This window comes from Mycobacterium sp. Aquia_213, assembly GCF_026625985.1.
GTDB lineage: Bacteria > Actinomycetota > Actinomycetes > Mycobacteriales > Mycobacteriaceae > Mycobacterium.
Genome location: NZ_CP113116.1, coordinates 4,900,693 through 4,924,213, shown reverse-complemented (window position 1 = coordinate 4,924,213; position 23,521 = coordinate 4,900,693). Strand labels below are relative to the sequence as shown.

At 64.1% G+C, this 23,521-nt stretch carries 21 protein-coding genes; 15 read left to right on the top strand and 6 right to left on the bottom strand.

What is annotated here, in order from left to right:
- Positions 1-165: 165 nt before the first annotated feature.
- Positions 166-1,434, bottom strand: a complete 1,269-nt coding sequence (locus LMQ14_RS22775) for a pentapeptide repeat-containing protein (RefSeq protein WP_267731822.1) — start codon at positions 1,432-1,434, stop codon at positions 166-168.
- 573 nt (positions 1,435-2,007) lie between these two features.
- Here LMQ14_RS22775 and LMQ14_RS22770 point away from each other — a divergent pair.
- Positions 2,008-3,081: a hypothetical protein gene (locus LMQ14_RS22770; RefSeq protein ID WP_267731821.1), complete on the top strand. Its 1,074-nt coding sequence runs from the start codon at positions 2,008-2,010 to the stop codon at positions 3,079-3,081.
- 886 nt (positions 3,082-3,967) lie between these two features.
- Here LMQ14_RS22770 and LMQ14_RS22765 read toward each other — a convergent pair.
- Positions 3,968-5,794, bottom strand: a complete 1,827-nt coding sequence (locus LMQ14_RS22765) for an ATP-binding protein (protein ID WP_267731820.1) — start codon at positions 5,792-5,794, stop codon at positions 3,968-3,970.
- Between the two features lie 438 nt (positions 5,795-6,232).
- Between LMQ14_RS22765 and LMQ14_RS22760 the strand changes: the two genes are divergently transcribed.
- The 6 genes from LMQ14_RS22760 (at position 6,233) to LMQ14_RS22735 (ending at position 10,952) form a co-directional block, all read left to right on the top strand.
- Positions 6,233-6,580 carry a HigA family addiction module antitoxin gene (locus tag LMQ14_RS22760; protein WP_267731819.1) on the top strand — a complete coding sequence of 116 codons (348 nt, stop codon included), beginning with the start codon at positions 6,233-6,235 and terminating at the stop codon, positions 6,578-6,580.
- A gap of 164 nt (positions 6,581-6,744) precedes the next feature.
- Positions 6,745-7,188 (top strand): 50S ribosomal protein L13, encoded by a 444-nt coding sequence (gene rplM / locus LMQ14_RS22755; protein WP_267731818.1) that lies wholly within the window; start codon positions 6,745-6,747, stop codon positions 7,186-7,188.
- A gap of 128 nt (positions 7,189-7,316) precedes the next feature.
- Positions 7,317-7,712: a 30S ribosomal protein S9 gene (gene rpsI / locus LMQ14_RS22750; RefSeq protein ID WP_420714712.1), complete on the top strand. Its 396-nt coding sequence runs from the start codon at positions 7,317-7,319 to the stop codon at positions 7,710-7,712.
- A gap of 146 nt (positions 7,713-7,858) precedes the next feature.
- The gene (glmM, locus tag LMQ14_RS22745) at positions 7,859-9,196 is read left to right on the top strand and encodes a phosphoglucosamine mutase (RefSeq protein WP_267731817.1); all 1,338 of its coding nucleotides are present in this window, start codon (positions 7,859-7,861) and stop codon (positions 9,194-9,196) included.
- A gap of 47 nt (positions 9,197-9,243) precedes the next feature.
- Positions 9,244-9,561 (top strand): type VII secretion target, encoded by a 318-nt coding sequence (locus LMQ14_RS22740; RefSeq protein ID WP_267731816.1) that lies wholly within the window; start codon positions 9,244-9,246, stop codon positions 9,559-9,561.
- 2 nt (positions 9,562-9,563) lie between these two features.
- Positions 9,564-10,952: a hypothetical protein gene (locus LMQ14_RS22735; protein WP_267731815.1), complete on the top strand. Its 1,389-nt coding sequence runs from the start codon at positions 9,564-9,566 to the stop codon at positions 10,950-10,952.
- Between the two features lie 4 nt (positions 10,953-10,956).
- On the opposite strand, the gene LMQ14_RS22730 is transcribed toward LMQ14_RS22735, so the two are convergent.
- Positions 10,957-12,000, bottom strand: coding sequence for an LLM class F420-dependent oxidoreductase (locus LMQ14_RS22730; RefSeq protein WP_267731814.1), 1,044 nt, complete (start codon positions 11,998-12,000; stop codon positions 10,957-10,959).
- 116 nt (positions 12,001-12,116) lie between these two features.
- On the opposite strand from LMQ14_RS22730, the gene LMQ14_RS22725 reads away from it, so the two are divergent.
- On the top strand, positions 12,117-12,545 hold the full coding sequence (locus tag LMQ14_RS22725; protein WP_267731813.1) for a TA system antitoxin ParD family protein: 429 nt from the start codon (positions 12,117-12,119) through the stop codon (positions 12,543-12,545).
- Positions 12,542-13,120 (top strand): AAA family ATPase, encoded by a 579-nt coding sequence (locus LMQ14_RS22720; protein WP_267731812.1) that lies wholly within the window; start codon positions 12,542-12,544, stop codon positions 13,118-13,120. The genes LMQ14_RS22725 and LMQ14_RS22720 overlap by 4 nt, the downstream gene beginning before the upstream one ends.
- Before the next feature lie 9 nt (positions 13,121-13,129).
- Here LMQ14_RS22720 and LMQ14_RS22715 read toward each other — a convergent pair whose 3' ends face one another.
- Together LMQ14_RS22715 and LMQ14_RS22710 are read right to left on the bottom strand one after the other, a co-directional pair.
- Positions 13,130-13,969 carry a dienelactone hydrolase family protein gene (locus LMQ14_RS22715; protein WP_267731811.1) on the bottom strand — a complete coding sequence of 280 codons (840 nt, stop codon included), beginning with the start codon at positions 13,967-13,969 and terminating at the stop codon, positions 13,130-13,132.
- 9 nt (positions 13,970-13,978) lie between these two features.
- Positions 13,979-14,437, bottom strand: coding sequence for a DUF2510 domain-containing protein (locus LMQ14_RS22710; RefSeq protein WP_267731810.1), 459 nt, complete (start codon positions 14,435-14,437; stop codon positions 13,979-13,981).
- A gap of 218 nt (positions 14,438-14,655) precedes the next feature.
- On the opposite strand from LMQ14_RS22710, the gene glmS reads away from it, so the two are divergent.
- From glmS to LMQ14_RS22685, 5 genes are all read left to right on the top strand, one after another.
- Positions 14,656-16,521 carry a glutamine--fructose-6-phosphate transaminase (isomerizing) gene (gene glmS, locus LMQ14_RS22705; protein WP_267731809.1) on the top strand — a complete coding sequence of 622 codons (1,866 nt, stop codon included), beginning with the start codon at positions 14,656-14,658 and terminating at the stop codon, positions 16,519-16,521.
- Positions 16,514-17,395, top strand: a complete 882-nt coding sequence (locus LMQ14_RS22700; RefSeq protein ID WP_267731808.1) for a DUF4436 domain-containing protein — start codon at positions 16,514-16,516, stop codon at positions 17,393-17,395. Before glmS ends, LMQ14_RS22700 begins: the two co-directional genes overlap by 8 nt.
- Positions 17,396-17,536: 141 nt before the next feature.
- A complete protein-coding gene (locus LMQ14_RS22695; protein WP_267731807.1) occupies positions 17,537-18,376 on the top strand; it encodes a DUF4436 domain-containing protein in 840 nt (279 codons plus the stop codon).
- A gap of 39 nt (positions 18,377-18,415) precedes the next feature.
- Entirely contained in the window at positions 18,416-19,129 is a 714-nt protein-coding gene (locus tag LMQ14_RS22690; RefSeq protein ID WP_267731806.1) for a rhomboid-like protein, read from the top strand.
- Between the two features lie 83 nt (positions 19,130-19,212).
- On the top strand, positions 19,213-21,060 hold the full coding sequence (locus tag LMQ14_RS22685) for an alpha/beta hydrolase family protein (RefSeq protein WP_267731805.1): 1,848 nt from the start codon (positions 19,213-19,215) through the stop codon (positions 21,058-21,060).
- Here the strand turns inward: LMQ14_RS22685 and LMQ14_RS22680 are convergent.
- On the bottom strand, positions 21,057-21,989 hold the full coding sequence (locus LMQ14_RS22680; protein WP_267731804.1) for a class I SAM-dependent methyltransferase: 933 nt from the start codon (positions 21,987-21,989) through the stop codon (positions 21,057-21,059). The two genes, LMQ14_RS22685 and LMQ14_RS22680, sit on opposite strands and share 4 nt — an antisense overlap.
- Positions 21,990-22,082: 93 nt before the next feature.
- Here LMQ14_RS22680 and LMQ14_RS22675 point away from each other — a divergent pair, with 93 nt between their 5' ends.
- On the top strand, positions 22,083-23,504 hold the full coding sequence (locus LMQ14_RS22675; protein ID WP_267735641.1) for an NAD(P)H-hydrate dehydratase: 1,422 nt from the start codon (positions 22,083-22,085) through the stop codon (positions 23,502-23,504).
- Positions 23,505-23,521 lie beyond the last annotated feature (17 nt).

Genomic DNA, 23,521 nt, shown 5'->3' with positions numbered 1-23,521 from the left:
CGGCAGCGGCGACTGGTGATCTAGCGTGACCAGCGGTGCCGTGATTCTGAGGACTGATAGTCCGTTGGTCGCGGGTTCGAGCCCCGCCCGCCACACTCGATATCGCCCGGTAGACGCATTCTTGATCGGCGATTAGGGCGCGGAAGGCCCCTGAATTACCGCGTTCTAGCAGTGGTTTGTCGTCGTACTTTCGACAGGATGCGGAGGGATAGGAGCGCCGCTTGCCGTGCAGTCTCCGGCCCGCCGATACGAGCTCGGGCGATGCGGCAATGCACTGTCGCCAACCTCCCGAGCAGCGCATTCGACGCCGTGGTGCGTCAGCCTAACCTGCGCCCGGTCGCTTGCTCCGTCCGATCGAAGAATCTCGACTTCCGGCGGCCATTTCGTTTCAGAGTCAAATATCACGTTGTCAAATTGCGTGCCGGATGATATTTCAGCTCCGGTAAGGTTCGCCTTGCGAAGATCTGCAAAACGAAAGTCAACATCAGCTAAATTCGCCTCAATCAAGTCCATGTTGTATAGATCGGCGCCTTTGAAAACTGCACCTTGTACGTCGACCCGGAGCCATCTTACATCACTCAGATCGGTGTCCCGTAAGTCGACCAAAAGCCTTCTTTCAGACCATAATCCGTTATCCGCGGAATCGTCACCGTCGACGTATAAATGCCATCCAATCTGACCCATTATTGCTTCATTGACCAGCGCTTCATCACTGACCTGGTTTGGCGTAAGGCCCTCGTCGAGATGCGTGTTACGCCGGAGCTGCGCGCAGAGGGCGTGAAGAATGATTTCGCATTCCGCGGTCGTACCTTTGTCACTTGCTCCGATCGCCTCAAACTGTTGGTGATGTCTAATCCAGTCGTCGGCTAATCCGACGAATGAATAAACGCCGGCTACTCTGGTGGCGAAGTGCTCGTCACTAAACTGCTTCGCGGCTTCATCAAATCGCTTCCACAGCAATCCTTCCGCGTCTTCTAGGCGGTTCCACTCGCTGACTCGGCTTTGCTCTATCACCGTGCGCGCAGCTCCCGCGGATGCGCTTGTGGCGACCACGACCGCGCCCAATGGTGCGAGTACACCCCCGATCCGCCCCGAAACCCAGTTCCAATGGAGGGCTGCCACTACAAGCGTCGCCAGAAATCCGACGCCGACGAGCGTTGCCGCGAGCGAATAGCGATACCAAGCTTGGAGGCCAGCGGATACGCTGGCGAGCCGGGGCGAGGGTTCTTGTTGGATTCGGTCGGTAAGCGCGTCGGTTTCTTTGATTGAGTTCGGACTGGACGTCCCAAAACCGAGCGTTATGAGTGCTGTCCCGACTACCAGAAGAACGCAACCAACTGCCAACGATGTACGCGACCAGTGCACCAGTCCACCAAAAACTCCTCCGAGGGCGAGAATTAGGGTGACCCCGCCAAGTAGTCGTAGTACCGCCATAATGACCTCCTTGGCACCTAGGAGCAACGGACGGCAGCGTACTCAGAAACTATCTGTGTGAACAGTGACGCTGTCTCATTCGGATCTCTCATCGCGCTCAGCACTGACCCGCTCAGAACCCGGGCCCTGGTTAGGCTGGCTGCCTCGGATCGTGGGAATCGAAATCTGCCGTAGAGTTGGCGACCAACCGCTCGTCGGACTCTTACGTTGGGATATTGAATAGCCCGCCGGCCTTTGGGCTGACCCGGCGTCGTAGCCATGTTGCGATGGCCAAGGCGCCGGACACGGCGTCCGCACACTGGCAAATCGCGGGGGAGCTGTCCGGATTCGTCCGGCATGGTCCGCACCTAGTGATTCCTCCGTCCCGGTTTGATCGGATTGAGGCGTGAAGATCTCGATTGAGCTCTGCGGCTCCGCGTGGTGTGAGGTAGGTCGTACATTGCGGTTGGCGATTGCCAACTGGGGCAACACCGTGAGGCTTTGCGTGTGCCTCACTGCGATTGCCGGAATCGTGACGTGCGCCCCGTGGGTATCGTGTGTTGTGACGGAACGATAACCAAGGGGTCTAGCCGAGTGACACCACAAGTCTTAGCCAAGGAGTTGAGCACGTTACGGTTGGATTGCGGCAAGCCATCGTTCAGGGAGATGGCGAGGCTTGCGAAGAGAGCCGAAAGATCCGTTCTGCCAAAGAGCACAGCCGCGGACGTCCTTAACAAGGGGCGAATTCCTTCCCTGGAGACGGTCATCGAGTTCGTCTTAGTCTGCGCCGAGGCCGCAGCCGACAACGGGATCGAAATCGACAAGGCGCGAACAGATCAAGAAATGTGGCGCCGGCTGTGGTTGTCAGCTCAGACGACACATACTGCCGACGCCCGCGGAGAGCGTCATAAGGCCGAAAACTTAGGGTCCCTGCAGGACGCGCGCGAAGCACTCATCAGCCGACAACGTGCGGAACTTGAGAGTGAACTCAATGTGTATCGCAGCCTTGTCGGAGGCTTCTCACGCGATGCACTCCTGCGCGCGCTTAGACACGCAGCGCGTAATGAAATCACCAGTCCGGTTGGCGTTCGTACGCCAGTGTGGGAAACCGCTCTCCATTTCCGGTTTGTGGTTGACAGCCCAGATCATGAACTTGAGGTACGCCTTGAATTCGACAGCGCTGCTGTAATTTCGAAACATCCGTGGGACCAGGACATGTCGATTGACGACTTCCTGCAGAGCCTGGTAGATGCCGTACGGTCGGCTGGAGCTGATTTGGGTACGGGGCTTAATGATCCGACCCAATCGATCGAAGATCTCTCCGAAATGCTAATCGAAGTCACGAAACTTCGTTCTCAAGAGCTGCGGGGGTATCGAGGCCTTTTGGTGCACATAATCGAGCGTGTAGATGGCTGGTATTTCACTGACTTCGCTGTCTATCCGGTTCACAACCTTGGCTACCAGATAACTGTCGATCGGTTAGACGAACTCGACTGGGAGGATCATTTGGAGGGTAAGGGCTGGAGAGATTCTCGCGCTCTTCTTGGTTTTGCCAGACGTCTCTATGGCCAGGGTGCCCCCGAAAATGAGAACACCGCGCACCTTGCCGATCAGTGGAAAAACGTTTGCATTGCGCCCGCGGCTGTTGCTCCGGCACCGCAACCCTAAAACGCCCGAAGTCTAGGGCAATAGACGACGGATAGGTATCCGGACGATTGATCTGGTTATTCGCCGCGTATGCGGGGCTTCGGGCCAGGAGATTGCCGACTGTGAAGGCTGCGACCTCGTCTTCACAACTGCGCCGGCTGGCGCCCCTAACATCGACGTTCGCAGCGCCAAGGACTGCTGAACAGGAGATTGGGCTCACCGACACCCTCAAGAGCGCCAAGAGTCTATTCGGCATGAAATCCGTGAACCGCCGCGATGACGCGCCAATCGTCTTCGCGGGACAAGACGCGTCCGGCAAGTTGATGTATTCGATCAGCTGTTGGCTTCGGATCGCGAACGCTTCTTGAGGTCGCCTCTTTCGGCTCAGTCACATTAGATCTCCTGCTCGCGCTGCCCGGCACTCTTACGACCAACCACGGTCGCACACTCGGCTGGCGTGGAGGAAGGGCTTGCGCCCGTCGCGGGGCTGCCGATGAGGGTTTACGAGGAGCCCTGCAATCTGGCAGCGCAAGAACATGCGCCTTGTCGGTGGTTGTCGTCACACTTCCGGCAACCCTTTGGTTAGCTGCGATGCGGTAGCAGCCGCTGCTAGCCCCGGTTTGAAGCAGAAGCGCTGGAAAACAAGGGGATTGGACAGCCCGCTGTAGGTCAATTTTCTGGCCTAGCAGAGTTTGCTACAGGGCCAGACCTAGGAGCTCACAATCCGTTGATCGCGGGTTCGAGCCCCGCCCGTCCTCAAGATCGTATTGCGATCGGCATATCTCTGCCGTCGCGTCGGCAGTGTTTCGTACCAGCCCGCAGACAGTCCGTCGTGCGGATCACGGTGAAGCGCAGTTCACGGTGCCATTCTGCGGGCTGGAGCTTCCTGCCCCGCTGGGTTCAAGAGTTACGTCAACAGGCGGGCGAAAAGTGACCTCACGTCGCTAGGTATCCATTCGGGCATATCCACGTAGATATGATCAATTACGGCGTGCTTCAACTTTGTCTTGAACCTTCGCAGACCCGGAAATGCAGTCAACAACCATTCCTCCCAGTCATGTCCCTTTTGATCGAGAACAAAACAAGGCACGGCCACCGAAGCCCCACCCTCATAGGTAACAGTTCTGCTGGCAGTCGGATCCAATAGTTTCTGTCGTATGTACGGGATCTGTTCGTAAGCTTTTTGCGATACATAATCGCATGCACGCTGGGCATGTGCTGGATCAGATTTGAAATATGGAATATCTGAACCGAATATTTCGGAGGCGGAGGCGATTTGTTCGCGTACAAGAAGGAGTCCGACCGCAACCGGATCGAGAATAATATTTTCCAGTGCATATCGATGGGGCGCGAATACTACGCCCTCGGGCAGGTCTTGCTCGCTCCCGCCTGCATCGCGATCAACGATACCGAATATCTTGACACCGTTGCTGCGCAATCTTTCGACCATTTCAGCAACTTTGTAGCGATTACTATCTGCGATGGTACCTGACGGAATGAACACAAGCGACATTGGCGTTTGCATCTCGGATTTGAGTTTTGTGAACAGCGCTTGGTAGCACTGCTGATCATCCTCGGCTTCAACGAAGACCTGTCTTCTATGGTCGTTGGAAACGCTCAGCGTTGGAACCCCGACTAACAGGCCGGTTAGTGCTTTATCGCGTGAGAATTTTTTGATCCTGGGCGTGCCGTAGGGGCTCATTACGAAGAGGGATTCTTCAGGGGCGAGCGCAACCGTCGTCGGCGAGTGAGTGGTCATAATGACCTTCACTTTGTGGTCTATGACGAACGTCTCGGCAAGTACCCTAAGCAGGCTCTTCGCCATCGATGGATGCAGGCTGGCATCTGGTTCGTCGAGCAAGAGCACCTTGGGCATTTGAAGCATAGACTCTTTGTGGTTCGATCCGGTGTACAAACTCATAGCGACCGCCAGCAAAACCTTTTCACCTGAAGAAAGCGAATTGACTTCAATTTGCTCGCCGCTAGGGCGCGTCAATAGCGGGTCAAAGAGGGCCGCGGCTTCGAAGCCGGTTGGATGATTGAACTTGTAGTCGATTCCGATCGAGCCCAAAATATCGTTAAGCAAGTTCCAGGGGGGCGGGCCGTTCTTCTTTTCGAATTCATCGCGTGACAATGGCCGTTCCTTGGGATCGCCACCATGTAACTTCTCAAGTTCCGATAGTTGGTTCCGTGCAGATCGAGTATGATAAAACATAAATAAGTCGCTGATCCCTATTGTGAATGGATCATAGCCCATGAGAAATGGTGAGAATATCCTAAAGTCTATCTCTGAAAATTCGGCGATTGGCTTACCGCTTCGATGCTCCAATTCAGTCGCGGCGTCGAGCCGAATTGCTCCCCTTTCAACGAGTGTTTCGCGTATCCATTGGTTTCTGTCACTTCCGGTGGGTTGGAGTTGACCCCGGTCGATTTCTCTGCGGATATTGGTCAGCACGTTGTGAATATTGACCCATGGCTCCTGCACCTGATCAATTTGACGAACTCCACCTCCCGAAATCGATAGAGCCCCGAGGGGAAACCAGCGAATATTTCGCCCTCTCTCTCCGTCAGAAAATTCGAGTCCCTCGATCACAATATTGCCGGTCTCTATTCCAGAAAGGAGTTGCGTTTTGCCTGACCCGTTGGCCCCTGAGAGCACTACAAAATCTGCTAATGGTTCTGAAAGGTTGGAGCCGGTAATTGAGAAATAGGGTCGAACTAATTTCAGCAGCATAGATACCTACCCAGACTTCCGCTCCTCGGACGACTATTGCTGCGAATCGCAGCTGGGTCCACGATGGCGACGGAACCGCATGCCGCACTGTTAACTTCCAGCATGCGGGCATCGTCGCACGACAGTCGATGCGCGTCGGCAGAATCGCCGCCAACCAGGTGCCACTTGTTGCGCTGTGATGCCAAGGGGTGGAGCAAGGGTGAGTGAGGCCTCGCTGTGCCTGGACAGCGCGGCACAAAGTGCCCTTGCCGGAGGTGCGACCAACAACCGCCCGACGGATAGCGGGCCAATCCGCACGAGGCTCGTCCGACCCGCTGGACGCCGGCAAAGCCCGGCAGGTAAAGCCGCATACTAGGGAACAAATTCCGACAGTCGTCGCCATGTCCCCTGGTACACCGCCAAATCCCGTTTGCTCAGGTCAGGCCGTCTCATAATCCGTTGGTCGCGCGGTCGAGCGGACTCGGTCATCATTCCGAGCACTTCCGCGCCGTCGATCCCGGCCCGGGCAACCCCGGCGGAATCCTCGGCGAGGAGTTCCTCGCACCGATGGGGATCACCCCTTACCGCCTCGCCAAGGCGATCGGGGTGTCGCAGACGCGTGTGGGGGAGATCCTCGCCGGCAAGCGCCGGATTAGCGCCGACACCGGACTGCGGCTGTCCCGGGCATTGGGGCTGAGCGACATGTTCTGGATCAACCTGCAGGCACGCTACGACGCCGACCTGGTTCGCATCGAAAAGAGCGACGAACTGGCGCACATCAGCCGCCTGGCTGCTAGCGGCTCGTAGTCGTTTTGACCTGCGGGGATGTAGGTCGGTAAGCTGCTCCGTTGGCGTGCGGTACGCCGGGGACTCGGGTCACTGTCGGTCGCCGAGACCAAACCCCAACCGCGGACGCCTGACCGGCACCCGGCTCGAACCGGGATCCACCCGAGAGAAAGAAGGTAAGCGCTGTGCCCACCTACGCGCCAAAGGCGGGTGACACCACGAGGTCGTGGTACGTCATCGACGCCACGGACGTAGTGCTTGGACGCCTTGCCGTCGCGGCAGCCACCCTGTTGCGCGGTAAGCACAAGCCGACGTTCGCCCCCAATGTCGATGGCGGCGATTACGTCATCGTCATCAACGCCGACAAGGTCGCCCTCAGTGGCGACAAACTGCAGAGCAAGCTGGCCTACAGCCACTCGGGGTATCCCGGCGGTCTGCGCTCACGCACGATCGGCGAGCTGCTGGAAAAGCACCCCACCCGCGTCGTTGAGAACGCGATCGTCGGCATGCTTCCGCACAACAAGCTCAGCCGTCAGATCCAGAAGAAGCTTCACATCTACGCCGGCCCGCAGCACCCCCACGCGGCGCAGCAGCCGGTTCCGTTCGAGATCAAGCAGGTGGCCCAGTGACCGAGACCAACGAGGCAGCACCCGAGGAGACCGTCGAGGTGGTCGTCGAGGTGACCACTGAAGAGGCCCCGGCCGAGACCCCCGCGGAAACTTCCGCCGAGGCTCCCGCGGCCCAGCCCAGCAAGCCGATCGTGCTCGAGCGGCCCATCCAGACCGTCGGCCGCCGCAAGGAGGCCGTGGTGCGGGTGCGCCTGGTACCCGGCACCGGCAAGTTCGACCTCAACGGCCGCAGCCTGGAGGCCTACTTCCCGAACAAGGTGCACCAGCAGCTGATCAAGGCCCCGCTGGTCACCGTCGATCGGGTGGAGACTTTCGACGTCTACGCCCTGCTGCACGGCGGTGGTCCGTCGGGGCAGGCCGGCGCGCTGCGTCTGGGCATCGCCCGGGCACTGATCCTGGTCCAGCCCGAGGACCGGCCCCCGCTGAAGAAGGCCGGCTTCCTCACCCGTGACCCCCGCGCCACCGAGCGCAAGAAGTACGGCCTGAAGAAGGCCCGTAAGGCTCCTCAGTACAGCAAGCGCTGATCAGCGATCACTTTCTGGCCGCGACCGCGCATCTTGTGCGTCTTTTGTCCGCCGTCTTCGGCGTGTCGTCGCACAAACATGCGCGGTTGCGGTCACAAAAGTAAGTGCACTTTGTGCGCATGACATCACTGTGAGAGGTTTGTTCGATGGGTCGACTATTCGGCACCGACGGTGTACGCGGAGTCGCCAATCACGAACTGACGCCTGAGCTGGCATTATCGCTGGGCTCCGCGGCCGCGCGCCGCCTTGCGGGTGCCGGAAAACCGGGCCGCCACATCGCCGTGATCGGGCGCGATCCCCGGGCCAGCGGCGAGATGCTCGAAGCCGCGGTGATCGCCGGCCTGACCAGCCAGGGTGTGGACGCGCTACGCGTCGGAATCCTGCCCACCCCCGCGGTGGCGTACCTGACCGGCGCCTACGACGCCGACTTCGGCGTGATGATCTCGGCGTCGCACAACCCGATGCCCGACAACGGCATCAAGATCTTCGGCCCCGGCGGCCGCAAACTGGACGACGACACCGAGGACCAGATCGAACAACTGGTCGCGGCAGGTCCGGGAGTGCGCCCCGTCGGCGCCGGGCTCGGCCGCGTCAACGACGCCGAGGACGCCGCCGACCGCTACCTGCGCCACGTTGGCAAGGCCAACACGCAGCCGCTGGACGGCCTGACCGTGGTCGTCGACTGCGCCCACGGCGCGGCATCCTCGGCCGCACCGCGCGCCTACCACGCCGCCGGTGCCCGGGTCATTGCGATCAACGCCGAGCCCAACGGGCTCAACATCAACGATCGCTGCGGATCGACGCACCTGCATTCGCTGCGCTCCGCCGTGCTGGCCCACGGCGCCGACCTGGGGCTGGCGCACGATGGCGACGCCGACCGGTGCCTGGCCCTGGACGCCAAGGGCGAGCTCATCGACGGCGACGCCATCATGGTGGTGCTCGCGCTGGCGATGCAAGAAGCCGGCGAACTCGCGTCCAACACGTTGGTCACCACCGTGATGAGCAACCTCGGGCTGCACCAGGCCATGCGCTCGGCGGGTGTCACGGTCCGCACCACCGGTGTCGGTGACCGCTACGTCTTGGAGGAACTGCGGTCCGGCGAATTCAGCCTGGGCGGCGAGCAATCCGGGCATATCGTGATGCCCGCGCTGGGCTCCACCGGCGACGGCATCGTCACCGGGTTGCGCCTGATGACCCGGATGGTGCAGACCGGTTCGTCGCTGGCCGAGCTGGCCGCGCCGATGCAATCGTTCCCGCAGGTCCTGATCAACGTCGACGTTGCCGACAAGGCCACCGCGGCCGCCGCGCCGTCGGTGCGCAGTGCGGTCGCCGAGGCCGAGGCCGAACTCGGGGACACCGGTCGAATCCTGTTGCGCCCCTCGGGAACCGAGCCGATGATCCGCGTCATGGTGGAAGCACCCGAAGAGCACGTTGCGCAGCGGGTGGCCACTCGCGTCGCTGACGCGGTCAGCGCTGCAAGCTAGTTCGCCCGCGCGGGAACCCCGACGGGGACCGCGGCGTCGGATTAGGCATGGGAATACGACACACCACTTTTGACCGCACCGGTATCGACGTCGCGGCGGTTCATCGGGTTGCCGATCAATTGCGGGCCGCCGCCGAACTGGTCGACAGCGCTGTTTGTGATCACTTGGCGGCGTTGGCTTTCAGCGGCGCGACGGCCGGCCGGACCTACACCGCGCGCGGCGATGCATTGCGGGCCGAGCTGGAGCGCTTGACGGCGCAGTTGTCGCAGTGGTCGCGGGCGTCGGTCGCGATCGCCGTCGCGCTGCGGTCCGGCGCGCAGCGCTATGCCGACGCCGAGCTGTATGCCGCGGCGCGAATCGCCTGACCGTGGCCGATCGGTTAGACGTCGCCGAGCGCCTCGCCGAAGGCCGGGTCGCCGTCGAACACACCCAGGCATACGTACGGGCTTGCCAGACAACGGGATACCGGCATCCGGACCTGACGTCGCACCCGTCTCAGGTCCGGGATTGGTTCGACAGCGAAGACGGCCTCGATCTTCGTGTCCTCGACCGCGACTGTGCACAGCTGCGAGCTGCTGGCGCGGCGGCCGTCGAAGGCCTGCGTATTCAGCACGATCAGGTTGCCGAGCTCTCGGCGGCATGGACGGGGGCGGGAAGCGACGCCGCGGTCGCGTTCCTGCAACGCCATTGCGATGCCGCCAACATGGTTGCCACCGAGGTGCGGGCGGCCGCGCAGCGGTGTGAATCCCTGCGCGACAACTTGTGGTATCTGCTCGACTCCAAGGTCGAAACCGCCATCGCCATCGACGATCGCAGCCAGGCACAGCGGTCGGCGTGGTTGACCGCCGCCGCAGTGGTGACGGCCGGGGCGGGGGAGCGGTCGACGGCCGAGCAGGTGGTCCACGGGCAGATAACGCCCTACGTGGACAACGACATTCGCAACGACTGGTTGACGGCCATGCGGGCTTCGCTCTCCGCGTTCGGAACTGCCTACGACATGGTGACCGACCGAATGCGTTCCGCGCCCGCGGTGTACTTCGACGCGCCCGGCGACCTCGGGCCCGGGTTTCAGCCGTCCCCGCCGCCACCTCCCCAGCCGCCACCTCCTCCGCCGGTGCCGGCTGCGGCGGTGACCGCGCCCGCAGCCGTGCTTCCCGGCGTTGCGGCGGATCCGGCCTCCGCCCCAACGGCTTTCGCCCCCGCGGCGGCTCCGCTGCCCCCTGCGCCACCGCTATCGGACCCTGTGTCACCACTATCGGACTTGGGCTCCGGGCTCGGTGATGTTTCCGCCTTGCCGACGGGTGCCGGCGGACTGGGTGGGGGAGCCGGCGGTCTGGGCGGGCTCAGCGGGCTGGCCGGGCGGATTGTCGACGCGATGAGTGGTCTGCTGGGTTCGGCGACAGACGGGCTTGGTGATTCGTCGGGGCTCGACGATCCGCTGGGGAAAGACCCGTTCGACGACGACACCTCGGATGAGGATCCATTCCACCCCGACGACGAGCATGACGACGCTGACAATAAGCCCGATGAGGCCGACGCTGAAAAGGTCGATGGGCCAAAGGAAGCCGACGAGGCTCAACCGGTGGATGCATCGCCGCCCGCCGAGACGCCGCCACTACCGGTGGGCGAGCAACCACCCGCGAGCGCCCCTGCCCCGGCGGCAACGCCTGCTCCTGCCGCCGCCCCGGCGCCGCCGACCGAAGGGTCAACGCCGTGTGAGATTGCCGCGGACCAGGTTCCGCAGGCGGGGCAGTGACGCCTCAGGCGCCGCGCAGTTCCAGCACTTCTTCGACGAAGCGCACAGCCTCTTTGGGGTCGGCCGCCGCCGGGCTTATCAACAGCGTCGTCACACCGGCCTCGGCGAAGGCGGCGATGCGTTCGGCGATGAAACCGCGTGGGCCGATCAGCGACATCCCCCGCACCAGATCGTCGGGCACCAGATCGATGGCCTCTTTCTTGCGGCCGGACAGGTACAGCTCCTGGATTTTGTCCGCGATCTCGCCGTAGCCGTAACGCGTGGCCAAGCTGTGATAGAAATTGCGGCCCTTGGCGCCCATGCCACCGATGTAGAGGGCCAGCTGCGGCTTGACCCAGGCCAGCCGCTCCTCGACGTTGTCGCCGATGGCCGTCGACGCGTGCACCATGATGTCCAGCGGTCCGAGGGCCGGATCCCGCTTGGCGGTGCCGGCGGCCAGCGCCTCGCCCCAGACGGTGTCGGCCTTCTCCGGAAGGTAGAAGACGGGCTGCCAGCCCTCGGCGATCTCGGCGGTGAGCTCGACATTCTTCGGGCCCAGCGCCGCGATCGTAATCGGAATACGTTCGCGCACAGGGTGATTGATAAGCTGAAGCGGCTTACCCAAACCCGTTCCGCGGTCCGCGGGCAGCGGCAGCTGGTAGTACTTGCCGTCGTATTGGACCCGCTCCCGGCGCCACACCTTCCGGCAGATCTCCACGACCTCGCGGGTGCGGCCGATCGGGGCGTCGAACGCGACGCCGTGAAACCCCTCGATGACCTGAGGGCCCGACGTCCCGATACCGAGCCGGAATCGGCCCCCGGACACGAAATCCATACCCGCGGCGGTCATCGCCAGCAGCGACGGCGTGCGGATGTAGATGGGAACCACGCCAGTGGCCAATTCGACGGTGTTGGTCTTGGCGGCCAGGTAACCGAGCTGGCTGATCGCGTCGTACGAATAAGCCTCGGCCACTACGGCGATGTCGATGCCGGCCTTTTCAAGTTCGACGATGCGGTCGACGGCTTCGTGGAAGCCGCCCGAATAGTCCAGAGCGATTCCGATTCGCATGAACGACACTTAATCACGCCGGGCAGGGCGGGTCGCGGCGCGGTGCTCTTGATGAGTTCGCAGCGCGTGTAGCTGATTGCTACACTGGTTACAGAATGCTACAGAATTGAGGAGAAATGGCTGACAGCGCGGATCGAGTTACCCGGTTCGCCGCGGACCTCGTCGACAGTGCGAAGGCCGAGGGCGCGCGGCAGAGCCGATCGGCCAAGCAGCAACTGGATCACTGGGCGCGGGTGGGGCGCGCGGTGTCGAGCCAGCACTCCGCTGCACGTCGCCGGGTGGAGGCGGCGCTGGCCGGGGATTTGGAACTGGGCGAATTGAGTGTCGAAGAAGGTGTCGTCTTCAACGCCGAAATCGCCGCGGCGATCCAGGAAAACCTCAACCAGGCCAACTACGGCAAGCTGCTGGCCAAGCGTGGCGTCACCACCGTTGCCCTTAACGAGGCCGGCGAGATCGTCGAACACCGGCCCGATGGCAGTTCGACCGTGTTGACGGCGAACTCGCGACCCGCACGGCGCAAGAAGGTGAACGCCGGGGCCCGATGAACCGGCTCGACCTTGTCGTCGGGCCCAACGGAGCCGGTAAATCAACCTTCGTCGAATTCACGCTCGCGCCGCTGCTGCCGACAAGCGTCTTCGTCAACGCCGACGAGATCGCCAGACAGCGCTGGCCTGCCGACGCTGCTGCCCATTCCTACGAGGCCGCGCGGATTGCGGCCGGTACCAGGGCGAGGCTGATCGAACTGCGCCGATCGTTCATCGCCGAAACGGTGTTTTCTCACCCGTCCAAACTCGAGCTGATCGACAGCGCGCACGCGGCGTCCTACACCGTCGTCCTGCACGTGTTGCTCATTCCCGAGAAGCTGGCCGTGGAGCGGGTCAAGCATCGGGTCGCCGCCGGCGGGCACGATGTCCCCGAAGCCAAGATTCGTCAACGCTACCAACGGCTTTGGCCACTGGTTGTCACCGCCGTCGCACGCTGCGACTCCGCCACCGTGTACGACAACAGTGCGCTCAAAGGCCCGCGCATCGTCGCCCAAATGAGTTTCGGCCAGCCGGACGGGACACCCACGTGGCCGGCGTGGACACCCCGCGAGTTGACGTCGCGCTGGCCCGCATAACGCGGCCGATCACTTCAACAGCGCGACGATCTTCTCTTCCAGAGCGACCGGTTCTGCCTCCGGGTCGACCGGAGTTGTCTTGGGCAGCACCACATCTGGATCGGCGAACTCGCGGTAGGTTTTGTCGCCGGCGAGCGTAGCGAGCAGATATCCGGTCAGCAGGGCTCGAACCGATCGCTGGGTGCGGCGGTTGGAGCCGGGTAGCCCGAACACCGACGCCAGTCGCCGGCCCTCGCTCAACCCGCCGGGCTCGGCTTTGCTGACGATGCGCAGCGTGGCCGAATGCCACGCGCCGGAAAGCGCCAGTGCGTTGGAGTTCAACGCCTTTGGATCTCCCGGTGCGGTCAGGATCAAGCCCGGCACCTTCAACGACGCGGCCGGCTGCTCGGCCGGGGGAGACGTGACGGTCGGGAAGACCGCGACCGTCGCTGCCAGTGTGTTCGGCATTCCGGCCGCGGTGAACACGGCGGCCGAGGCGCCAAAACCGTGGCCCACCACCCCGAGCTTTGCGGGATGCACGCTGATGTTGCCCGGCCCCAGCCGCACACCCGCGACGATGTCGAGCGCGGTGCCGAGATCAGAGGCCAAATTGAGGACCGAAGGCGCCAAACCTCGCTCGGTGTCGGGGGCGCCGGCCACGATGCCCCACGACGCGAGATGCTCGAGCAGACCCGCATAGCGGGCGGTGCCGGTCAGCCAGTCGTGACCGAAGGCGATGCCGGGGAGGTTCAGACCGGACTCGGGGGTGTAGACCACTCCCGGCAAACCGGCAAAAGCAAGGTCACCACACAAAACTTTGTGTGGGCCACGGCGGCTGAGGGCGGTGACGAGCTTGCGGATGCGGGCCACCCGTTGACGTTAGCGGGGATGGGTCCAATGAGTCCACGTGACACCGTCCCAGTACCGCTGCCCCGGCCCGCCCGGGTTGGGGTACCACCCCGGCGGCGGTCGCAGCGGACGGGGCGGGACGGCCGCGGGTGGCGTGGCAAACGGTCGAGGCACGACGGCCGCAGGTGGCGGGGCAATCGGGCCGGCGGGGGCATAAGGATTCTCTGCCTGCGGCACCGGGGCCTCCTTCGCCAGCGCACGCACCCGGCGAATTGCAAGGTAGTTGCGGACCAGCGCTATCGGGTTCAACAGGAAAAGCGACACGAGGCCCCACCAGCCGGTGACCAGACAATGCAGTTGTGCGTCGCGATATGCCTTCTCGCACTGTTCGAGCGTGCCGGTGAAGGTGAGGCTGCGCTGGACCCACAGGACGAACACGCCGGTGTGTTCGTGGAGCCTGACGGAGAAGCGGCGGTACGGATCGGTCAAAACAAGCCTTTCGCCAGGTGGGCGGCCCAACGATAGTGCCGGGCCGCACCCGTCGGCGTCACTCGCGGCGTCGAGTGTTGCACCAGGGTGTCGACTGTGTGCCCAGGACGACCCCAGCGCACACTCGACGTGGGTTTTAGCAGGTTGATGCCGTTCGAGCACTCCGCCGGCCACGCGACGGGCCAGCCCGGCAGCGCAGCTGCATTATTCTGGTCAGAATGTGCGGAATCGTCGGCTACGTGGGGCAGGCTCCTGCCTGCCAAGTCGTCATGGACGCACTTCGTCGCATGGAGTACCGCGGCTATGACTCGTCGGGCATCGCGCTCGTCGACGGCGCCGGCAGACTCACCGTGCGCCGCCGGGCCGGCCGGCTGGAAAACCTGGACAAGGCGGTGGCCGAAATGCCGCCGGAGGACCTGGGCGCCACCACCGGCCTGGGCCACACCCGCTGGGCCACCCACGGTCGTCCGACCGACCGCAACGCGCACCCGCACCGCGACGCCGCCGGCAAGATCGCCGTTGTCCACAACGGCATCATCGAGAACTTCGCGACCCTGCGCCAGGAGCTGGAGTCGGCCGGCGTCGAGTTCGCCAGCGACACCGACACCGAGGTCGCCGTGCACCTGGTGGCGCAGGCCTACCACCACGGCGACACCGCCGGCGACTTCGCCGCTTCGGTACTGGCGGTGTTGCGCCGACTAGAGGGCCACTTCACACTCGTGTTCGCCAACGCCGACGAGCCCGGCACCATCGTGGCCGCCCGCCGGTCCACACCGCTGGTGGTCGGTGTCGGCGACGGCGAGATGTTCGTCGGCTCCGACGTGGCCGCGTTCATTCCACACACCCGCAACGCCGTCGAACTCGGCCAGGACCAATGCGTGGTGCTCACCGCCGACGGCTACCGCATCACCGACTTCGACGGCAACGAAGACGTCGAATATCGCGAGTTCCATATTGATTGGGACCTGGCCGCCGCGGAAAAGGGTGGCTACGAGTACTTCATGCTCAAGGAGATCGCCGAGCAACCCACCGCGGTGGCCGACACTCTGCTCGGCCATTTCGTGGACGGCCGCATCGTGCTCGACGAGCAACGGCTGTCCGACCAGGAACTGCGCGAGATCGACAAGGTGTTCGTCGTCGCGTGCGGCACCGCGTATCACTCCGGGCTGCTGGCGAAGTATGCGATCGAGCACTGGACGCGACTGCCGGTGGAAGTCGAGCTCGCCAGCGAATTCCGGTACCGGGACCCGGTTTTGGACCGCAGCACACTGGTGGTGGCCATCTCGCAGTCCGGTGAAACCGCGGACACCCTGGAAGCGGTCCGGCACGCCAAGGCGCAGAAGGCCAAGGTGCTCGCGATCTGCAACACCAACGGCTCGCAGATTCCGCGCGAGTGCGATGCGGTGCTCTACACCCGCGCCGGGCCGGAAATCGGTGTGGCCTCGACGAAGACCTTCCTGGCCCAGATCACCGCCAACTACCTGGTCGGCCTGGCGCTGGCGCAGGCCCGCGGCACCAAGTACCCCGACGAGGTCGAACGCGAATACCGTGAGCTGGAAGCGATGCCGGAAGTCGTGTCGCGGGTGCTCGCGACGATCGAACCGGTTGTCGCCCTGGCTTATCGGTTCGCCCAATCCTCGACCGTGCTGTTCCTGGGGCGCCATGTCGGCTACCCGGTGGCGCTGGAAGGCGCGCTAAAACTCAAAGAGCTGGCTTACATGCACGCCGAGGGCTTCGCCGCGGGCGAGCTCAAGCACGGCCCGATCGCGTTGATCGAAGACGGCCTGCCGGTCATCGTCGTGATGCCGTCACCCAAGGGTTCGGCTACGCTGCACGCAAAGCTGATGTCCAATATCCGCGAGATTCAGACCCGTGGCGCGGTGACCATTGTCATCGCCGAGGAAGGTGACGACACGGTGCGTCCCTACGCCGATCATCTGATCGAAATCCCTTCGGTGTCAACGCTTTTGCAACCGCTGCTGTCGACCATTCCGCTGCAGGTGTTTGCCGCGTCGGTGGCGCAGGCGCGCGGTTACGACGTCGACAAGCCGCGAAACCTGGCAAAGTCCGTCACCGTTGAGTAGCCGGCGCGCGATATTCGGCATCGTCGGTGTCGTTTTGTTCGTCGCCGCCTACGCCATCTCGGTGTGGCTGTACGTCGACGGTGGCATGGGCCATCCCAACGTCGTCGTTCGGGGCGAGCCGGTGCCCGACGCGACCCGGGTGACCATCGACATACAAGAAGTTCAGTCGGCCAACAGTCTGGTTGTTTCCAGCATCAACGTTTACCCGGGACCCGGGCTGCTGGACCCGCAGACTCACAATCTCAAGGACGATCTCACCATTGCGGTCTCCTCCGCGGTGAGCGCCAGCAAGCGCACCTGGCCGAAAGGCACACTGCCCGACGTGTTTCGCATTTCGCTGGCCCTCGACGGTGAGGTCGCCGCATGGCCCTTCGACGAATACCATTCGGGGCCCGTCGTCGCCCAACTCGTATCCGGCTCCAGCCCCGCCCGCGTGCCGGCGGTAGTCACGATGGTCGACCGCCTGCTGGGCTGGGATGTCATTACGGATCGCATCAACGAGGACGATCTGGTCGGCCCCTACCAAGTGGACCTAGTCCGGTCGACGAGCACCGTGGCGTTCGCGGTCGTCATCCTCGGCGTGCTGATCGCCCTTGCAGTCTTTGCCTTCTTTGTCGCGGTCCAGACGGTGCGCGACAAACGAAAGTTCCAGCCGCCGATGACAACGTGGTATGCGGCAATGCTGTTCGCGGTGGTGCCGCTGCGAAATGCGCTGCCCGACTCGCCGCCGATCGGAGTCCTCATCGACGTCACCATCGTGCTCTGGGTGACCGTCATCTTGGTGATCTCGATGGGGCTCTATATCTCTTGCTGGTGGCGGCATTTGCGGCCTGAACCCGACGAGCTGGCCTCCTTCTCGAGTGGCCGCGTGTAGGCGAGGTATGCGCCTCGCGACCTGACGTCTGACAGCGGCGCGGCGCCGGTTTACTATTTTGGGCCGAGCGACGCATCTCAGACAGCCAGTCAGCGGGGAGGCACCTTGGCATCGAACGGTTTCGCCAGAAGCACTCGGTTCATGAAGTTTACGATCGTCGGTCTGGTCATTTTGTTCATTGGCGCGTACGTCACCACGGTCGCGCTCTACGCCAGGTCCGGTTGCGGCTGCCCCCTGCAACTGACCCAGGGCAGGCCCGCGGCCGACGGGACCACGGTGACGATCGACTTCCTCGAGCTCCAGTCGATGAAGGGCGCGGTCAACGCCAACGTCACCGTTACCCCGGGGCCCGGGGTGGTGGATCCGGTAACCCGCGGCCTCAACCAAGACTTCGCCGTCGTGGTGCACTCCGCGGCCACGCCCAGCAAGCGCGCCTGGACGAAGGGAATGCTTCCGGGCCAATATCCTGTCCCGCTGACGATTAGCGGCGATCCCTCGGTATGGCCCATGGATAAGTTTCAATCGGGGCCGATCACGGTCGACCTCATCTACGGCACCGAGCGACCCGAACAGCTGCCGGTGAAATTCGTCGACCGGGTTTCCGGCTGGCAGCTTTCCGTTGCTGGCGAGGGTAGTCCGCAGTCGCCGTACCGAGTGGAAATGCGCCGCTCTCCCAGCATTGCGATGTTCGCTGCCGTCATCGTCGTGGTGATGCTCGCGCTGGCCGGAGTCGGCGCCTTCGTCGCCATTCAGACGGCCCGCGACCGTCGAAAATTCCAGCCGCCGATGACAACGTGGTATGCGGCAATGCTCTTCGCGGTGATACCGCTGCGAAATGCGCTGCCCGACGCGCCCCCGATCGGATCCTGGGTTGACGTCACGATCACGCTCTGGGTCATCGTCACATTGGTGATGTCAATGGTGCTGTACGTCTATTGCTGGTGGCGGCATCTACGACCCGAACCTGAAAACCCGGTATAGCGGTTTGCCGAAGCCGCCGGGCGTGCAAAGGTGGACGCCGTGGCGGATGCATCGGTGGGGGCGCGACTAAAAAGCTTGGCCGTCGGGGTCTGGCATTTCGTCGCCGGCGCGCCGTTGACCTATGGCTGGCTCTTCGTCCTGATGATCACGACGATCATTCAAAACCAGCTCTCCGGTCGGCAATTGCATTCGGTGTTGCTGCACCGCTCCACCAACATTCACGAGTTGGGCACCGATCCGCTCGCGGTGCTGTTTTCCAGCCTGCTGTGGATCGACGGCAAGAGCCTGGAACCCTATCTGCTGCTGTTCACCTTGTTTCTCGCCCCGGCCGAACACTGGCTGGGCCACTTGAACTGGCTCACCGTGGGATTGACCAGCCACATCCTTTCGACCTACATCAGCGAAGGAATTCTGTACTACGCGATTGAGGAACATGACGCGTCGGAACGGCTGGTGCTGTCCCGCGATATCGGGGTCAGCTATTTCCTGGTCGGCATCGTGGCCGTGCTGAGTTATCGCATCGTGCGGCCATGGCGATGGCTCTATCTCGGCGTGCTGCTGGTCATCTTCGGCTTTCCACTGATCACGATGACCCGACACGGGCTGCACTTCACCGCGATAGGCCACTTCACGTCGCTCCTCATCGGGCTCTGCTTCTATCCGATGGCCCGGGCGAAACAGGACAAGCCATGGAGTCCGGCGCGGGTCAGAGCCGCGTTCCGGCGATTCGGTTCCCGCGAAAAGCCAGTGTGACGGCGGCCGCCCCAGGCCGATACCCTCGTCACGTCGAGCCGCACGCACGACGACGGCGGCACGAAACCTGGAGGAGGAAATCGATGGGGCAGCAGGTGCGCGAGGTCTACGGCGCGTCACTGTCCCCGGACGCAACCGCGTTCGCCCACATCGTCGACGAAGGCGGCTATCCCCGCGCGGTGCAACGTTTTTTGCGCGGTTGGCGGGCGAGCTCGTCGCGAGACGTGGAGCTCCCGGTCGAGGGTCCGGTCTCTCGCGTCATCCACTCCGCGGACGGCCAGTGGCTGGCGTGTCAGGTAACGCTCGACGGGAGCGGATCTCGTAGCCAAATCTGGGTTGTCACCACCGATCCCGATGATCGGTTGGCCTGGCGCATCGACGACGAAGAAGCCGGGACCGCCGAGCTGATCGCGTGGGACGGCACCCTGGTGGCGGCGATCCTGACCGGTGAGGACGGGGTCGGGCGGTCTTGCCTGATCGATCCGACCGACGGTCGTCACACCGTGCTGGACCGTCGATCCGGCGGTCGGCTGGTCGATGCCTGGGCCGGGGCGTCACTGGTTCGGGTCGGCCCGCGCGGCTACCACGAGATGATCATGTTGTTTGGTCAGACCGAAATCGGCCTGCTCCCTTCCGATCCCGGCTCGACGACCGCCGAGGGGATCATCCTCGACGACCACCAACCGCGTCGGCTGCGGCACGGACTCTCCGGCGAGCAGACGAAGCTGTACAACCCCGGCACCGGCGCCGACGGATACGTGCGCGCGCTGATCCGCAGCGACAATGGCTGTGAGCATGCCCGATTGCTGGAAGTGACCGTCACGCTGGACGGCGTCAGCTACATCGTGGTGGCCGAACGGTCGGACTGCGACCTCGCCGAGTTCGCCGTCAGCGACGACCTGTCCACCGTCGCCCTTCTGTGGAACCTGCAGGGCCGCAGCGAATTACAGATTCTCGAATACACCGATTACACACTGGCCGAGCCGATTCCGCTGCCCGGGCCGGTCGCGAGCGAGCTGTCCATCAGCGCGGGCGGCTCGATGGTCGCGATGACCGTCGAGGGGCCCGACCTGCCGCGAACCGTCGAATTGGTCGACCCGCGGTCACGCGAATGGGAACGCATCGACACCGAGGGCAAGCAGCCCGTGGTGATCCCCACCACCTTCGCCGAGCCGCAGACGATCACCGCGCGCGACGGGCTGCGCCTGAACGCCTGGCTGTACCGGCCGATGAACGCCGAAGCTGCGGCCGGTGCGGTCATCTTTCTGCACGGAGGTCCCGAAGGCCAGGCCCGGCCCGGCTACTACGACATCTTCTCGCGATTGGTCAACGATGGATTCGTCGTGCTGGCGCCGAATGTCCGCGGCTCCGGGGGTTTTGGGAAGTCATTCGTGCACGCCGACGACAAGGAAAAGCGCTTCGCGGCCATCGATGACGTCGCCGACTGCGCGAGCTTCCTGATCGACAACGGCTTCGTCGAATCCCGCCGCATTGCCTGCGCGGGCTGGTCGTACGGCGGCTACCTCACGCAGGCCGCGCTGACGTTTCACCCCGACCTGTTCGCGGCGGGAATCAGCATCTGCGGAATGAGCGACCTGAGCACGTTCTATCGCAACACCGAGCCGTGGATCGCCGACTCCGCGTACCCCGAATATGGCCATCCGATCGGTGACCGCGAACTACTCGACCAGCTGTCACCCCTGCTGCGAGCCGACAAGTTGACGGCGCCGTTGTTGGTGGTGCACGGCGCCCACGACACCAACGTGCCGGTCAGCGAATCCGAACAGATCGTCGACGCGTTGCGGCAGCTCGGCCGCGACGTGCGCTACCTGCTCTTCGACAACGACGGACACGGCATCATCAAGCGCGAGAACCGCGCCGCGCTGGCCGCCGCGATGACCGAGTGGATGATCAGGTCCTTCGAGGCTTAGCGCCGGGTGGCGGTGACGTACTGCAGCGCCGACAGCGTGCCCTCCTTGTCGGGTGCGGCGGGCCTCGGCGGCAGCGAAATGCCATAGTTCGCAGCCAAATCCGCCACCCCGCTGGCGGCTGTCTGCCAGTCGTGCGAACGCAGGTACTCGACGACGTCGTTGCGGTCACCCGCATACCAGAGGTCGGTCATCTCGATGTCGAAGCCGTGTTCACGCCACTGCTCGGTGACCTCACGCATGCGGTCGGCCATCGTCTCTACGGCGTCGCCCGCGCCCTGCACGTTTTCGGTGGCCAGCTGACTTCCCGGCGCGCTGAGCTCAGTGATGTTGTCCAGCAGCCGATCCTGGGCCTCGGGCGGCAAGAACGGCAGCAGACCCTCGGCGCTCCACGCGGTCGGCTTGCCGGGGTCCAGCCCCGCGGCGCGCAGCGCCGCGGGCCAGTCGTGGCGTAAGTCGACGGGCACCGCGCGCCGATCGGCGGTCGGGGTGGCGCCCAGTTCGGCCAGGGTCGCGGTTTTGAACTCGATCACCTGCGACTGGTCGATCTCGAACACCGTCGTTCCGTCCGGCCAGGGCAGTCGGTAAGCGCGGGCGTCCAGCCCCGAGGCCAAGATCACCACCTGGCGGACCCCCGCGGCGGCCGCGGTCACGAAGAAGTCGTCGAAGAACCGGGTGCGGATGCCCATCATGTCGGCCATGCCGAGCATCCCGAAGTCGCCGTTGTCGTCGACCCCGGCCGGATCCAGCTCGCCGCTGGCCAGGCGGGTGAAGAACTCCACGCCGACCGCGCGCACCAGCGGCTCGGCGAACGGGTCGTTGATCAGTGGCTGTGGCGCGCGGGTGGCCAGCGCGCGGCCCACCGCTACGCCGGTTGCGGTGGCTCCCACGCCATTTCCCAGATCCCAGGTGTCGTCATCCGTGCGCGCCATCGCCCCTCCAATTCGTCGCCACCACCGAATGTACGGACGGCTCCTGAACGAGTGCTGTGCGCAAACACAGACGAGCATGGAATGCTGAATTCGATGCGGCATTACTACTCCGTAGATGCGATCCGCGACGCCGAAGCACCGCTGCTGGCCAGCCTGCCCGATGGCGCCCTGATGAAGCGCGCCGCCTTCGGGCTGGCCACCGAGATTATTGGCGAGCTAACGGCCCGCACCGGCGGTGTGGCCGGCCGGCGGGTGTGTGCGGTCGTCGGCTCGGGTGACAACGGCGGGGACGCGCTCTGGGCGGCGACCTTTCTGCTTCGTCGCGGTGCGGCCGCGGATGCGGTGTTGCTCAGCCCGGACCGCACCCACCGCAAGGGGCTGGCCGCCTTCCGGAAGGCCGGCGGTCGGATCGTTGAGAGTGTCTCGGCGACAACCGATCTTGTCATCGACGGCGTGGTCGGCATTTCCGGCTCGGGTCCGCTGCGGCCGGCCGCCGCCGAACTGTTCGCCGCCGTTGATGCCGAGGGCATCCCGGTGGTCGCCGTCGACCTCCCCAGCGGCATCGACGCGGCGACCGGTGCGATCACCGGCCCCGCGGTACACGCCGCGCTGACCGTCACCTTCGGCGGCCTCAAGCCCGTGCACGCGCTCGCCGACTGCGGCGACATCACGCTGGTCGACATCGGGCTGGATCTGCCGGCCACCGATGTGCTGGGCTTCGAGGCCGCCGACGTCGCCGCCCGCTGGCCGGTGCCGGGCCCGCATGACGACAAGTACACGCAGGGGGTGACCGGCATACTGGCCGGCTCGTCGACGTATCCGGGTGCGGCCGTGCTGTGCACGGGCGCCGCGGTCGCGGCCACCTCGGGCATGGTCCGCTATGCGGGCAGCGGGCACAGTCAAGTACTCGCGGTGTGGCCCGAGGTCATCGCGACACCCACCCCCGCGGCGGCCGGGCGAGTGCAGGCGTGGGTGGTCGGACCGGGTCTGGGCACCGACAACGCCGGCGCCGCCGCATTGTGGTTCGCGCTGGACACCGACCTGCCGGTGTTGGTGGACGCCGACGGGCTGACCATTCTGGCGGCGCATCCCGATCTGGTGGCCAACCGCCGCGCACCGACGCTGCTGACACCGCACGCCGGTGAATTCGCCCGTTTGGCCGGCCACCCGCCCGGGGATGATCGGGTAGGCGCCACCCGCAGGCTGGCCGACACGTTCGGCGCCACCGTTCTGCTCAAGGGAAACGTCACCGTCATCGCCGACCCCGGTGGCCCGGTCTACCTCAATCCGGCCGGGCAGTCCTGGGCTGCCACCGCCGGTTCCGGCGACGTGCTGTCCGGGATGATCGGCGCGCTGCTGGCCGCGGGCTTGCCGCCGGCCGAGGCGGCCGCCGCCGGCGCCTACGTGCACGCGCACGCCGCGGCGCTCTCGGCCGCCGACCCGGGCCCCGGCGAGGCGCCCACCTCGGCGTCGCGGATCGTTCCGCACATTCGCGCCGCGCTCGCCGCCCTGTAATAGACCCTGCCAACAAA

Bases quoted from the DNA above. Each gene is read 5' to 3' on its own strand.
- LMQ14_RS22775 (WP_267731822.1), bottom strand. From the start codon at position 1,434: ATGGCGGTACTACGACTACTTGGCGGGGTCACCCTAATTCTCGCCCTC.
- LMQ14_RS22765 (WP_267731820.1), bottom strand. From the start codon at position 5,794: ATGCTGCTGAAATTAGTTCGACCCTATTTCTCAATTACCGGCTCCAAC.
- glmM (WP_267731817.1), top strand. From the start codon at position 7,859: ATGGGTCGACTATTCGGCACCGACGGTGTACGCGGAGTCGCCAATCAC.
- LMQ14_RS22740 (WP_267731816.1), top strand. From the start codon at position 9,244: ATGGGAATACGACACACCACTTTTGACCGCACCGGTATCGACGTCGCG.
- LMQ14_RS22730 (WP_267731814.1), bottom strand. From the start codon at position 12,000: ATGCGAATCGGAATCGCTCTGGACTATTCGGGCGGCTTCCACGAAGCC.
- LMQ14_RS22725 (WP_267731813.1), top strand. From the start codon at position 12,117: ATGGCTGACAGCGCGGATCGAGTTACCCGGTTCGCCGCGGACCTCGTC.
- LMQ14_RS22720 (WP_267731812.1), top strand. From the start codon at position 12,542: ATGAACCGGCTCGACCTTGTCGTCGGGCCCAACGGAGCCGGTAAATCA.
- glmS (WP_267731809.1), top strand. From the start codon at position 14,656: ATGTGCGGAATCGTCGGCTACGTGGGGCAGGCTCCTGCCTGCCAAGTC.
- LMQ14_RS22695 (WP_267731807.1), top strand. From the start codon at position 17,537: ATGAAGTTTACGATCGTCGGTCTGGTCATTTTGTTCATTGGCGCGTAC.
- LMQ14_RS22685 (WP_267731805.1), top strand. From the start codon at position 19,213: ATGGGGCAGCAGGTGCGCGAGGTCTACGGCGCGTCACTGTCCCCGGAC.
- LMQ14_RS22680 (WP_267731804.1), bottom strand. From the start codon at position 21,989: ATGGCGCGCACGGATGACGACACCTGGGATCTGGGAAATGGCGTGGGA.
- LMQ14_RS22675 (WP_267735641.1), top strand. From the start codon at position 22,083: ATGCGGCATTACTACTCCGTAGATGCGATCCGCGACGCCGAAGCACCG.